13 protein-coding genes and 1 pseudogene are annotated in these 12,575 nt (G+C 36.7%); 5 read left to right on the plus strand and 9 right to left on the minus strand.

Annotated features, from left to right (window positions below):
• Positions 1–482 precede the first annotated feature (482 nt).
• The 4 genes and pseudogenes from G9H60_RS12475 to G9H60_RS12490 form a co-directional block, all read left to right on the plus strand.
• Positions 483–641, plus strand: a pseudogene (locus G9H60_RS12475) (hypothetical protein); the annotation flags it as partial.
• A gap of 463 nt (positions 642–1,104) precedes the next feature.
• Positions 1,105–2,289 carry an AraC family transcriptional regulator gene (locus G9H60_RS12480; RefSeq protein ID WP_223144389.1) on the plus strand — a complete coding sequence of 395 codons (1,185 nt, stop codon included), beginning with the start codon at positions 1,105–1,107 and terminating at the stop codon, positions 2,287–2,289.
• A 134-nt stretch (positions 2,290–2,423) separates the two neighbouring features.
• A complete protein-coding gene (locus G9H60_RS12485) occupies positions 2,424–2,993 on the plus strand; it encodes an outer membrane protein (protein ID WP_223144390.1) in 570 nt (189 codons plus the stop codon).
• Between the two features lie 538 nt (positions 2,994–3,531).
• Positions 3,532–4,080, plus strand: a complete 549-nt coding sequence (locus G9H60_RS12490; protein ID WP_223144391.1) for a porin family protein — start codon at positions 3,532–3,534, stop codon at positions 4,078–4,080.
• Between the two features lie 25 nt (positions 4,081–4,105).
• Here G9H60_RS12490 and G9H60_RS12495 read toward each other — a convergent pair whose 3' ends face one another.
• From G9H60_RS12495 to G9H60_RS12535, 9 genes are all read right to left on the minus strand, one after another.
• Positions 4,106–4,450 carry a DUF6370 family protein gene (locus G9H60_RS12495; protein WP_223144392.1) on the minus strand — a complete coding sequence of 115 codons (345 nt, stop codon included), beginning with the start codon at positions 4,448–4,450 and terminating at the stop codon, positions 4,106–4,108.
• Between the two features lie 11 nt (positions 4,451–4,461).
• Positions 4,462–4,896, minus strand: coding sequence for a CopD family protein (locus G9H60_RS12500; RefSeq protein WP_223144393.1), 435 nt, complete (start codon positions 4,894–4,896; stop codon positions 4,462–4,464).
• The gene (locus G9H60_RS12505; RefSeq protein ID WP_223144394.1) at positions 4,896–5,663 is read right to left on the minus strand and encodes an ABC transporter permease subunit; all 768 of its coding nucleotides are present in this window, start codon (positions 5,661–5,663) and stop codon (positions 4,896–4,898) included. Before G9H60_RS12505 ends, G9H60_RS12500 begins: the two co-directional genes overlap by 1 nt.
• Positions 5,664–5,669: 6 nt before the next feature.
• Positions 5,670–6,368 (minus strand): ABC transporter ATP-binding protein, encoded by a 699-nt coding sequence (locus G9H60_RS12510; RefSeq protein ID WP_223144395.1) that lies wholly within the window; start codon positions 6,366–6,368, stop codon positions 5,670–5,672.
• Positions 6,365–7,612 carry a nitrous oxide reductase family maturation protein NosD gene (locus G9H60_RS12515; RefSeq protein WP_223144396.1) on the minus strand — a complete coding sequence of 416 codons (1,248 nt, stop codon included), beginning with the start codon at positions 7,610–7,612 and terminating at the stop codon, positions 6,365–6,367. The genes G9H60_RS12510 and G9H60_RS12515 overlap by 4 nt, the downstream gene beginning before the upstream one ends.
• Positions 7,609–8,607, minus strand: a complete 999-nt coding sequence (locus G9H60_RS12520; protein WP_223144397.1) for a nitrous oxide reductase accessory protein NosL — start codon at positions 8,605–8,607, stop codon at positions 7,609–7,611. Before G9H60_RS12520 ends, G9H60_RS12515 begins: the two co-directional genes overlap by 4 nt.
• Before the next feature lie 17 nt (positions 8,608–8,624).
• The gene (locus tag G9H60_RS12525; RefSeq protein ID WP_223144398.1) at positions 8,625–9,185 is read right to left on the minus strand and encodes a fasciclin domain-containing protein; all 561 of its coding nucleotides are present in this window, start codon (positions 9,183–9,185) and stop codon (positions 8,625–8,627) included.
• Positions 9,186–9,246: 61 nt separating this feature from the next.
• Positions 9,247–11,226 (minus strand): Sec-dependent nitrous-oxide reductase, encoded by a 1,980-nt coding sequence (nosZ, locus tag G9H60_RS12530; protein WP_223144399.1) that lies wholly within the window; start codon positions 11,224–11,226, stop codon positions 9,247–9,249.
• Between the two features lie 23 nt (positions 11,227–11,249).
• Complete coding sequence (locus G9H60_RS12535) at positions 11,250–11,729, minus strand: c-type cytochrome (protein ID WP_130923511.1); 480 nt, start codon at positions 11,727–11,729, stop codon at positions 11,250–11,252.
• A 241-nt stretch (positions 11,730–11,970) separates the two neighbouring features.
• Here G9H60_RS12535 and G9H60_RS12540 point away from each other — a divergent pair, with 241 nt between their 5' ends.
• Positions 11,971–12,570, plus strand: a complete 600-nt coding sequence (locus G9H60_RS12540; RefSeq protein WP_223144400.1) for a Crp/Fnr family transcriptional regulator — start codon at positions 11,971–11,973, stop codon at positions 12,568–12,570.
• Positions 12,571–12,575: the final 5 nt, after the last annotated feature.

Raw genomic sequence — 12,575 nt, forward strand, 5'->3', positions numbered from 1 at the left:
TAATAGTTACCATAATTATTCCGACAGATTACATTTGGTAAATTTATGTAAGTTTTAAAAGTTAATTTCTGCTCATTAGATGAGCAAAGTAATCCTTTCAAAAGGTAATTTGTCGCAAAATATCAGCTAAAACGAGCCCTACGCGACCACTTTAAAGCTCATATTTTATATGGGCTTTTTTTATGTCCAATTTCTTAAGTGAGTTGATTTGAAATTGTTAAAATCTGTAATTCTAGATCATTTAATTTCATTATTTTTTCAAGCCAGTTACAACAAATAGAACAGAATTGTTTTCTTCTTTCTATTTCATCAATCAGCTACCTTTCCTTAGCTATTGCCTCAGATGATTTTTATTGGAATCTATTTTCGCTAATAGTGACTCTTTGGAAATTGATACCTCTATCATGTGTTACACATTGATTACCTGAATTAACAAGTCAAGCATGAGTCAAAATGCTGTTTTCTAATTACATAAACTAGGCTATTTAGCCATTCCTGTAGTAGTATTTACATATTATGTACTGGCTAGTTTAGAGCTCATAGCCGAGGAAATCGAGGACCCTTTTGGTGTAGATGCCAATGATCTTCCAACCGCCAAAATTGCTGCGAATATCAAAAAGCAAGTGGAGGACTTGCTGTAAATCTTGTTGGCTAAAAGTGAATAACTCAGTATAGAATAAATTGCTCTCAGAATTTAAAATGCAAAATTATATTCTGTATTCTTGACCTATTGCGCAAACAAACATGGGTAAACAATGATAAAACCCAAAGAATCCTTTGTAAAAATTAATCTAATTTGCATTTTTAATGACAAAAATCATTGTTTAAAATTAGTCTAATCAAGAATTGTCAGCTAATTTTGAACACGATTGAATTGGTAATTCGAAATGGGGTATTATACTCCGTGTTCTCTATTAGTTTGAAAAATGTTGTTCCTGATTTGTGGAATATATTTTATCGAGTAAATTACCAAGGTCTCCTGATGTTCTAGCAAAATTTTTTTGAAATAAAATTGATGAATTTTCGTCATGATATAGCTTCTTGCCATAAGTAGCACAATCTTGATGTGAGTAAAAATATAAAGTAAAAAAATTGAGTCTGTATATGGATGGCATGTTGATCTTCTTGGTCTTATTCAAACTAGTGGTTTCACTGGTTTTGGCTGTCTTTAACTTTAGAGTCAATCGCAACACAATTTACTTGTCTGGGGTATTGGTTGTCATTGCGCTCTTCGGTTTACTTCATTACAGTATTTTTGCCAGTGAATCGCCCACCATGTTGATATTTATGGGGGTTTACAGTATTCCTACTTATTATTTAGTTGGGCCATTTTTGTATTTCTATTTTCGCAGTACTTTATTGGATAGTTCAAAAATTTATCCAATCGATTACCTGCATTATTTGCCTTTCTTCATTGCTTTAATTAACGTTTTTCCTAGTTATTTGCGACCATGGAATGAGGCCTTAGATCTAGCAAATCAAATTCTGGCAGATCCTAATTACCTGAAAACACTGAATTTAGGATGGATCTATCCAAGTAATTTCAATATGATTGGTCGACCAATATTCATGTTGGTTTATGTCATCCTGATCATTAAAATGTATCGCGAGCACAGCAATGAACTCTACCGGAATGCACTTCCAGATAGCCATCGAATATTAATGAAGAAATGGTTAATGTTGCTACTAACAGTGGTTAGTTTTGCAGCCTTAAGTTATTTGGCAGGGGCCATTGTATTTATGAATACGCCTCATATTCCCAAGCAAACAGTCATGCATTCACCGCTGACCTTGATTGTGTTGATATGCTTTTTGATGATCCCTTTACTCATTGTGATTTTTCCTCAAGTATTATATGGTATTCCCATTGTTAAAAAGAAGCGCAAATCTTTTGACCATTTTTTAAATGCAGCTGAAATTTATAAATACGTCAATAAATCCGATGATCCACTAAAAGAAGACGCTTTACGGATTTTGGATAGTATTCATGAGGAGAAATGGTATTTAGATCCTGAGTTTAATGTGGATATTTTAGCATCAAAATTGGAATTGCCCAAGCATCATATCTACTATTGTTTTAACTACATCATTAAGTCGAAGTTTACCTCATTACGAAGTCAGCTCAGAATAGAATATGCCAAAAACCTATTGAGCTCCAATCAGGAGATGGATTTAGAATTAGTCGCTCAGCAATCGGGCTACAGTTCTGTACAGAGTTTTAACCGAGCTTTTGTTGAGGAAGAAGGGATAAATATTTACGAGTATGTCATTAAAATAAAAAAGAGATAGTAACTGGCCCATAATAAGCCATATTAGAGTTTTAGAGTACCAAACTGTTGTTTCTATTATTAATAATTTAAATCTGATAAAATGAAAAAAAACGTTCACTGAGGACCTAAGCGGTCCTAATCTATGACCACACCATGATTACATTAAGTTTACCAACCACGAAAAAAAGTAAGATACAAACCACTAGTAAAATCATCGCATGGCTATTCGCCATTAGTTTTTCATACGTCGGTTTTGCCCAAGAAACGAATCAGTTGTACAAACATGCCATTGGTTACAAGTACACCACCTTATGCCAAGGAATCACCTTTCGCATGAAAATTGATCAGTCGGACCAAGTAGAAGCCTTTGCTGGACCTATAGAAAATGATCCGAATAAACGAACTACGGTATTAGGCGTTCGTTATCTTCACACATTTCTTCAAGAAAAAGACTTTCCAATTAACCCTTATATTTTTGCGGGTTTTGGTTATGCCTACAGTGAAATCAAACATATAGGCTGCAAAATGAAAGACCCTACTGATTTGTTCAATCTTATGGGCTACAGTGCTGGGATTGGCATGGAGCTAAAGGTAACGGATAGGATTTCATTAAATGGAGAAGCAGCTCGTATGACTTTATTTAATACCAATGTAAAGGGTCCTAATTTAGATGGTATTTCCTTGAATTTTGGAGTCAACTATTCTTTTGGGGGAATATTCTAAATAGTCTCATTTTTAAGCATTTGTGGGACATTTTTCAAAAACATGACGAAAGTCATGAAAATAGTTAAAGCCCTAAAAAATTGAACTATTTTGGCTTTCTTACTAAAGCGTTTTAAATTCCAATATGGCCATTTGGGTGATTAAATAAGCCATATTTGTTTTAAGCTGTATTTTAGCGCTATATCAATAATGTGCATTTGAGGCTATTTGGTTGATTAAATGGACTGTTTTTACTTGGCTTGTAAAGTAAAGTTTAAATTAATGCCAATATAGTTTCGTTCATTAATTTTTATAAATTTTAAAACTAGTAAGTATCAAATGGCAATTTTTTGATAAAAATTGTATTTTTTCGCGTTGATGTTGCTTATGTGCTTAACAATCAAAGTTTTTGTTGCTTCCCCAATCATAGAATTTTAAAATTTTCCATTCTATTTTTACAGGTAAACCTAGGAAAGTTATTTCCTAGGAAATCCGCTCTTCGGCTAGGTATTGATCTACTCTCCGATAGGCTCTCTGTTAACCTATAAATTTTAAACCTATGAAAAATCTAGGAATGACCGCCTTAGCTAAGGCGACTATGTTGGCTTGTGCCCTAGTACCCAGTAATCCAACCACCACATTAGCTTCATCTGATCCCCGTGGGATTAACAGCGAAGCACCCAAAAACAGTTTTGGTATCCGCTATTCTTATTCTAGTTTGGGAATTACTTGGCGACATGAGTTTACCACCTTAAACCATTTTGAAGCATTTATTCAACCTATTTCTACAGATCCAGTCAAGGAATTTAATTTTTATGGAGGAAGGTATATCCATAATTTCCCACAAAGCGAATTTCCGTTTACCCCTTATGTTTTTCTGGGTGTAGGTATGTCGACTTATCAAAACAATATGCCCAACCCACTATTGAAGGAAAATAATAAATTAAATAAATGTTTCGGCTATGCCTTAGGGCAAGGGGTTGAAACTAAGATCTCCGACCATTTAAGTTTATCAGGAGATGTGGCCATCACTCGATTGAATGATGAACCAGATCAAATGCTTGGAATTATTCGAATGGGTGTAGGAATGCATTACACCTTGAAATAGAAGTTTCAACGTATTGTAGAGGTTGTTAGAGAGGCAGTAATTTGAAATAGGTAGCCACAAATTTGTTATCTACAATTTTGCCTTGAACTTGCGCTTTTCTAACAACCTTACAAAATCCGTTTTTAGAGTGACTACCACCATAATCATTGATATTGGGGCCTTCTACATAGTATTTTTTATTGTCTAATTTGATGGCCAGAAGACATTCTTCACCTGGCATGTCGAATTGGCAAGAACCACAGCTTGCTGCTACTGTGTAAACCTTTTGTGTTTTGTCGATATGGAGGTATTGGGGTTTGGAATTTGGCACAAAGGCTAATCCAAGACCAATAAAAGTCCATGACATCAAGAAATAAATGATCTTTTTCATATGCTTATTTATTAAAGTCCTCCAAACCTAAATTGTAAGCCGAAAAACACCATAAGGAGGGCAACTAGGGTGATGAATCGGATGTGTAAAACCATCATGGGGAGATTGACTAAACTTAGTTTAGGTATGATGAAAATGCGGGCATGAAGTGCCAATAAAAGGCTAAGGACTAATAAACTTAATTTGATGATGATGTTTCTTTGAATGGCATTATCCCAATTAAATTGAATACCATATTGGAATATAGCCATCCAAACCCCAGTAATAATTTGTATGACTAAACTAGGTATCCCTATGGGCTCAAATATTTTTTCGAATTGTTGAATAAGCTGGACATCTTTTTTTACTAGTGCTTTAGGCACTATTTGCAAACTCAAAATGAGATGTCCGCCTAACCAAATACAGGCGCCTATCAAATGCAACAAGAGTAAAGTATGGTATAACATTATAGGTCTTTCTTTTTAAAATAGCGTAATGAACAGATAAAGGGAATGATTACCCATAAAATTAAAGTGCCAAATGATAGGGCAATTCCAACAGATGTACCAAAGAAATCCTTGAAAATAGCCCCCGTATATCCCATCAATGCTGAGACATCCATTTGCATGAGAATTAGAATGCGTGCCAAGTCAATGGGATTCAGCATGCTAATCAAAATCATGAATTTTTCAATGGGGTAATCGGCCCATTGGAATAGCATGAATAAAACAATACCATCAAAAATAATGGCATAAAACAGCCAAAGAATAATGGAAAGGCCAATTCCCTTGGCTTTGTCCTTGGTTAAAACTGCGGCCAATAAGGCAATGGCCGTGAAAATGAATGTCAAAAGTATTCCACAAATCACCAGCATCAAGCCAAGAAAACTGGGTTCAAAAATGAGGATGACAATACCCGCGCCAACAAAAAATGCCAATCCTAGGGCTGTGATTAAGCCAATAAAAAGACTCCACCAAATGGTATTTCTTCTTAAGGGTTGACTGAGTAGCAATTCAATAAATTCACTGCTATTGTACATGTAAATTGTAGAGAAAATCAAACAGACCAAAGGGACTATCATGAGGATGATGTTCAACATACTCAACAGTCCTTTGGAAGAAGTATCCTCTAAACTAAATACGCTCAATGAGGCTAGCAATAAAATGAAGGTGTAAAATAGAACTATCCGATTTCGGATGATGTCAGCTATTACATGTTTATATATCTTGTTCATGGGCTTCTATGCAATGATCTTGGCAATCATTTTGGATAATTTTACTTCATGGGTCTCTTGCTGTAAATCTTCTAAAGTTTTTTGAAATAAGACCTGACCATCCTGCATGTAGATAACTTCGGTAATCATTTCATCCAGTTCGCTCAACACGTGTGATGAAATGATGGTGGATTTACCTTTTGCTTTCTCTTTTAGGATTTTTTGTTTCAAAATTTCAGAAGAAAGTGGATCCAATCCTGCCGTAGGTTCATCCAAAATCAAGATGTCAGGTTGAAATAAAAAAGCCAAGCAAGCGCCTACTTTTTGCCGCATTCCACCAGATAATGTCCCCATTCTTTTATGGTAAATTTCTTTTAAGTGGTATTGATCAATCAATTCCTCGTCTAGGTTTTTTTGATCTTTTCGAATGTCGATCATCATGGACATGACTTCGCCGATACTCATGTTTTCTGGATAGCGTGTCATTTGGGGCATAAACCCGATTTTAGCACGGTAGGACCATTGTCCTGTAATATCCTCTCCTTGAAAAATGACTTTGCCTGTATCAGGAAGCACCATTTGTAAAATGCTTTTAATCAAAGTTGTTTTTCCACTTCCGTTTGGGCCAATCAAGGCGATACAGGCGCCAGGACGGCACATTATATGCACATCTTTGAGTACCTGTTGATTTCCAAAACGCTTGTTAATGTGTTCCGTGATGATCATAATTTGATCGGTTTAATGAGTGGAAATTGATCTTTTAATTGTTCAGGAGTTAGGCTTGGAATTAATTTCTCCGTCTTATCCATCAAGGCCGAAATGAAACTGCGAAACATGATCAATGTGGTTGGGTTTTTTTCTAGAATGATGGAGAATAAACTAACGGGTCTAAAAGGTATATCTCCAATGTGATCTCGGTTTAAGTCATAACCATCGTATTTATCCCAATAATTACCATCAAAACTGTTTAGGACTAAAGTGCCATTGGTACTCACATCAAATGTGTTGTTCATGAAGTTATTCTGATGTATGGTCATGTCTTGACAACTAGCTTGTATTTTAAGTCCCCAGCCATTGTTGGAAAATGTGTTTTTGCTCATGTTAACCCGACTAACCCCCTCTAGGTAAATGCCCGTCGTATTTTTTTCAAAATGATTTCCCTGAATGATGCCATCAGAAATCTCTTTAAGCAGGATTCCATAGGATGCATCCCCCCAATTTTGGTGAAAGGTATTGTAATACATGTTGACATGATTGGAAAACATGACGGCTACCCCGGCACCATTGTTGGTGAATACATTGGAGATATAGGTATCATTATTAGAAAACATAAAGTGCAATCCGTAACGGAGATTTCGGAATGAACGATTGTTTTTGATGAGAGATTGAGTGACAAATTCAAAATAAATCCCATCTCGGTGGCCAGTAATTAAGTTGTTTTTGATTTGCAAATAACTGCTATTCCAGCAGTGAATTCCATTACCACTTTGTTGTTCCTCAACCCCATAAGCAATGATTCGGTTGTTATTAATGGTACAATGTTTTCCATATTGGACATACACACCAAAGAATGAATTGGTGATGAGGTTTTGGATAATTTGGACATACTGTGAATCGTAAATTTTGATGCCGGCTAAATCTTTTAAACTGGATATACCGGAATTTCGGATATGAAATCCTTGAATTCTTACATGGGATGCTTTAATGGACAGGACTTCATATTTTCCTTCTCCATCCAAAATAGGTAATCCTTGACCAATGAGGTGTAAGGATTTGTTGATGATGAGGTTATGCTCATGATATACCCCTTTCTTAACCAGAATGCTATCTCCAGGTTGTGCATGTTGGATGGCATTGGCTAATGTTTTAAACCGTTCATTCTTTCCTACTATCCAAGTGCTTGCTTGGACTGAAGGTAGAAATAGAGCGTTGAAAAAGAATAAGAAGAGGTAAGTTTTAAGCTTAATCATTGGCGAATACTTTCCCAAGTTTTTTCTTGTCCAGCTAATGCTTGGTTGTTTTTGGTTAATTCATTTTTATCTACAAAAGCTGCCAAGTTTCCAGCCATAGGACTTCCTAATGAAGGACTAGATATAAACGCGGCTTGAGATGCCAGAATTAATTCATGATTTCCAGAAAAATTACTGACATAAATGTCTTTGACTTGTGTATCCTTGTTGATGTGTAAATAACCCAACAAGCATTTTAAGTCATCAAAAGGAAAGGTCTTTCCTTGCTGGGTTAATATAGCCGCAGCAAATCGGATATCACTGATGCCCATTTTACAAAAATGACAACTATCTCGACCAACTTGAATGGGTTTTACTTCTATGCTGCAAGCTTGAAAAAGGAATAATATAGGTAAGAAGAATAAAACTGATCTGGGGCTTTTGGAAATACGCCATTCCAAAATGACCCCAGTCAGTAACATCAAACCAATAAGGATAAATATCCAACCACCAAGGTCAGGCATGGAATATGCTCCAAAATTTAATAGCTGTTTAAAGCCAATTAGTGGTGGTTGATATGCCATACCTGGCACTTGAATGGCAGCATTGGGGTCTAAATCATGTCCATAATCGTATTCCCATTTCCAGAAGTCCACCATGGCTACGATGCCAAACAAAACAAAGGCTGAAAAGAGAAAATAGAGTATTTTTTTACGATTGACCCAAGCACCAATGAAAAACAAAATGGCAAAACCTACAATGATATAAGGCAATACAGTAAATTCTATAAAGTCCTCTTTATGCATGGTTTTCATTCCAATGTAGTGGTTTAAGCCATTGATGATATCCACGTTTCCTCGAATATCATTGGCATGAATTTGAAGGCTCAACCCTTCCGGATATTGAGGTGCGTCTAATTCAATTTTCCAGATGGGCAAATAAACCACAAAGGGTAATAAAATAGAGGAGATGAACAGCAGTAAGCGTGCTGGTTTTCCCATTTGTTGCGTATTCATGTGTCAGGCAATTTAAACTATTTACTAGGAGGCAATAAAACACCATCAATAACATGTATGATGCCATTGGATGCAGGTACAGAAGCAATGATTGCAGCAGAATTATTTAACATGATTTTACCATTTTTAATGCTCACGGTAACATTGTCGCCATTGACCATTCCCAATACTTGTCCATCTTGCAGGTAATCTGCTTTTAGTGCTGATACGGTTACATGGTATTGAAGTATATTCTGTAAATCCGCCTTTTTCTCATCCGTCATCAAGGCGGTTAAGGTAGCTTTGTCAACTTTATCAAAAGCGGCGTTGGTTGGAGCAAAGACGGTAAATGGCCCAGCATTGGATAGGGAAGTAACCAAATCAGCTTGTTTCAAGGCAGCCACTAAAGTGGTATGATCTTTTGATCCTACTGCTACTTTGACTACATCTTGTTGTGAATCATCGTCTTTTACGTTTTCTTGACCGCCAGCATTGGCAGCGGTTTCCGTTGTACTAGAAGAAGTATCTGCTTCCGAGCTAGAACAAGCTGCCGTGAACATGAACATAGCAGCCAATATAGTTATGGATAAAACTTTCATAATGGTTCAAATTTTAATGGAAGTAAAGGAGAGTATGGAAAGCCATACTCTCCTGATTGAATTAGTTTTTAGCTATGGGTTTAGTCTTTCCTAAACTAAAGCTTAATGGTACACCACTTCCTTTGGGAGATACCCGGATGTATCCAGACATTTCTTGGTGTAATGCGCTACAGAAGTCCGTACAGTACATAGGGAAAATACCTACTCGATCTGGTTCCCATTTCATGGTTTGAGTTTCACCAGGCATGATGAGTAACTCAGCATTGGTAGCTCCTTTGATAGCAAATCCATGAGGAACATCCCAATCTTGCTCCAAGTTTGTCACGTGGAAATACACCACATCACCCATTTTGATGCCTTCAATGTTGTCTGGAGCAAAGTGGGAACGAATTGATGTCATGTATACATGGACCACATTTCCTTCTCTAACAACTTTCGCCTGGCCTTCGCCTTTGGTTACGTACTTGTTCTCATTCTCATTGATCTTGTAAAACTTAATGGACCGATCTTTGACTAAATCTGCCGAAATAGCTTGCGCATAGTGCGGTTCACCAATGGTAGGGAAGTCGAGAATCATTTCCATCTTATCACCGCTGATATCATACAATTGCGCACTTTGAGTCAACTCTGGACCTGTAGGCAAGTAGCGATCTTTGGTAATTTTATTATAAGCGATTAGGTATTTGGCATTAGGTTTTTTGCTGTCTCCACCAGGGATACATAAGTGACCTACAGAATAGTAAGTAGGAGCACGATCAAGTACTTTCAAATCTTTGATGTTCCATTTAACTACCTCACTAGATACGAAGAAGGTAGTATAGGCATTACCTTTTCCATCAAATTCAGTATGCAATGGACCTAGACCAGGTTTTTTCACTTCACCGTATAAAGCTGCTTCATATTTGATTACTGGTATACCTTCAAAGCTTCCATCAAACTGTTTTCCTTCAATAGCCTTAATCATTTTGTCAAAGCTAAATACCGGTATTAATGCAGCCAATTTGCCAGATCCAACAATGTATTCACCCGTAGGGTCCACGTCACATCCGTGAGGAGATTTAGGGCAAGGAATGAAATAGCAGATATCTTTTAATGCTTTGGCATCCAAAACCAAGACCTCTTTTTTCATTTCAGAGGTTGCAGTATGCGTTTTTTCGCTGTATTTATTGTGTGCGTATTTAGCTGCTACACGTTTTGCTTTTCCTGCTTTGATGTATTCCTCTGCTTTTTTCCAATTGACTGCCATGATGAAGTCTTTATCACGCTGAGAAGCATTTACTTCTAAAAGCGTATTGGCTTGTTCAGTATTGTAGCAACTAAAGAAGAACCAACCATTGGATTTTCCTTTTCCCGCATGACTTAAGTCGAAGTTTACTCCTGGGCATTCAATTTGGAAGGCCAAATCCATTTCACCACTTTCTTTTTTCACCGAAATGAAACTGATATATCCTTTGAAGTTTTCTTTGTAAGTATCAATGGGAATATCACCATTGGCATTATCTGGCGGTACGGAGAAACGTGTACCTGCGACCACATATTCCGTATTTTCTGTAATGAAAGGAGAGGAGTGATTACCCGCACTATTGGGTAATTCAATGATTTCAGCAGTTTTAAAGCTAGCTAAATCAATACGTGCCACACGTGGAGTATTATTGGCATTACCAAAAATCCAACGACCATCCACTTCACCATTCGTTTGAGAAAGTTCTGTGTGGTGAAGATCATCCCAAGGGACAAATCCATGGGAGGTGTTTAACATGGGTTTTGTCTCTTCACTGTAGCCATAACCTTTTTCTGGGTCCACAGAAAATACTGGTATAACTCGGAATAAACGACCACTAGGTAGGCCGTAAACACTCATTTGTCCAGAGAAACCTCCTGATACCAGATTGTAAAATTCATCATATTTACCTGGGGCAACATAGGCTTTTTCCGCAGAACCTGAGGAAGAAGCATTTCCTGCATTTTTAGGTTTACAAGATTGAATAGTCAATCCAACAAACATCAAAAGAGCTAGGATTTTGGTTAAATTAGTCTTCATGTGATTAATTATTTGGTTGAAATTTATTTTACGCCGTCGTTTTGACGCATGTACTCATAAAGGGATTTAGCCTCATCATCACTTAAGTTTTGATTCGGCATTCTTACTAAGCATATTTCAAGCTGGGCTTGTGCAGCAGGGTCTTTGTTAATCATTTCATCCGTATTGGTCATGAAATTCAAAATCCATGCAGGAGTATGTCGACTAGTCACGCCTTTCCATCCTGGTCCAACTAATTTTTCATCCGTTAATTTGTGGCAGCTACCACATTTGACATCCGAAGTTGCTTTTCCTTTTTCAGCTAAAGCTTTGTCAAGGGTTGGACTGATGACCACATCGTTGAATTTTCCAGTTCCACGTTTTGGATCATAATCAGGATTTCCTCCAGTGCTTTCAGAGGAGGCAGCTTGAGCACTTGAATCCGCGGAAGCATTCGATCCATCATTACTTCCACAGGAGGTCAGCCAAAGGCTCAGGGCAAGCATCATTGTTACTGTTTTCATTGTATGATTTTTTTGTTGGGACAATGTTAGAGCCCAGATTTTTTGAACTTTATGCGTGCAGTCATAAAGTGGTGGTTTGAGTCTATACGTATATATATAAGGTATATTAAAATCCTGAAAATCAACGTATTGAGCTGATTTTCAGCCTATTTGGCTAAATGTGATTTTAATCATAAATTGGTATGATTTCGCTCATATTTGAACTCATCAGAATGCGCTTGTTTCGCTAAAATTTTCAATCATGATTGACGAAAAATTGTTGGTTTCTTGGGGAGGTACTTACCGTACTTTAGAAAAAAATGAAACCCTTTTTTCGGAGGGAACCGAATGTATATTTTATTACCAATTGGTAGAAGGTCAATTGAAATGGGTCAATATTACCGACGATGGAAAGGAGTACTTGCAGCGTTTAATTAATCCAGGAGAAAGCCTAGGAGAAATACCCTTATTTGATGGAGGGAGCTATGTTTCATCCTCCATCGCTTTAGTAAAATCCACCGTTATCCGATTACCTAAATCAAGTTTTCAAGACCTATTAAAAGATCATCCTGAAATTCATTTTGAATTGACGAAAAGATTGGCTCAATACCTGCGATTTAAGTTCTTTTTATTAAAAGAAATGACCAGCAATGAGCCTGAAAAATTGGTAGTTGCCGTTTTAAATTATTTAAAAGATACCCAGCAATATGTTTCTCTAGATGATCATTTAGTGCATTTGACGCGTCAACAGATAGCTGATTTAACGGGTTTGAGAGTAGAAACAGTCATACGTGTAATTCGAAATTTACATGTGGAGGGCAAATTGAAAATTGAAAATCGAAAAGTCTTTTTGTTTGAATAAGTACA

Origin of the sequence: Aquirufa aurantiipilula (assembly GCF_019923745.1) — a bacterium.
Classification (GTDB): Bacteria; Bacteroidota; Bacteroidia; order Cytophagales; family Spirosomataceae; genus Aquirufa; species Aquirufa aurantiipilula.

Bases quoted from the DNA above. Each gene is read 5' to 3' on its own strand.
- G9H60_RS12480 (WP_223144389.1), top strand. From the start codon at position 1,105: ATGGATGGCATGTTGATCTTCTTGGTCTTATTCAAACTAGTGGTTTCA.
- G9H60_RS12485 (WP_223144390.1), top strand. From the start codon at position 2,424: ATGATTACATTAAGTTTACCAACCACGAAAAAAAGTAAGATACAAACC.
- G9H60_RS12490 (WP_223144391.1), top strand. From the start codon at position 3,532: ATGAAAAATCTAGGAATGACCGCCTTAGCTAAGGCGACTATGTTGGCT.
- G9H60_RS12495 (WP_223144392.1), bottom strand. From the start codon at position 4,450: ATGAAAAAGATCATTTATTTCTTGATGTCATGGACTTTTATTGGTCTT.
- G9H60_RS12500 (WP_223144393.1), bottom strand. From the start codon at position 4,896: ATGTTATACCATACTTTACTCTTGTTGCATTTGATAGGCGCCTGTATT.
- G9H60_RS12505 (WP_223144394.1), bottom strand. From the start codon at position 5,663: ATGAACAAGATATATAAACATGTAATAGCTGACATCATCCGAAATCGG.
- G9H60_RS12510 (WP_223144395.1), bottom strand. From the start codon at position 6,368: ATGATCATCACGGAACACATTAACAAGCGTTTTGGAAATCAACAGGTA.
- G9H60_RS12515 (WP_223144396.1), bottom strand. From the start codon at position 7,612: ATGATTAAGCTTAAAACTTACCTCTTCTTATTCTTTTTCAACGCTCTA.
- G9H60_RS12520 (WP_223144397.1), bottom strand. From the start codon at position 8,607: ATGAATACGCAACAAATGGGAAAACCAGCACGCTTACTGCTGTTCATC.
- G9H60_RS12525 (WP_223144398.1), bottom strand. From the start codon at position 9,185: ATGAAAGTTTTATCCATAACTATATTGGCTGCTATGTTCATGTTCACG.
- nosZ (WP_223144399.1), bottom strand. From the start codon at position 11,226: ATGAAGACTAATTTAACCAAAATCCTAGCTCTTTTGATGTTTGTTGGA.
- G9H60_RS12535 (WP_130923511.1), bottom strand. From the start codon at position 11,729: ATGAAAACAGTAACAATGATGCTTGCCCTGAGCCTTTGGCTGACCTCC.
- G9H60_RS12540 (WP_223144400.1), top strand. From the start codon at position 11,971: ATGATTGACGAAAAATTGTTGGTTTCTTGGGGAGGTACTTACCGTACT.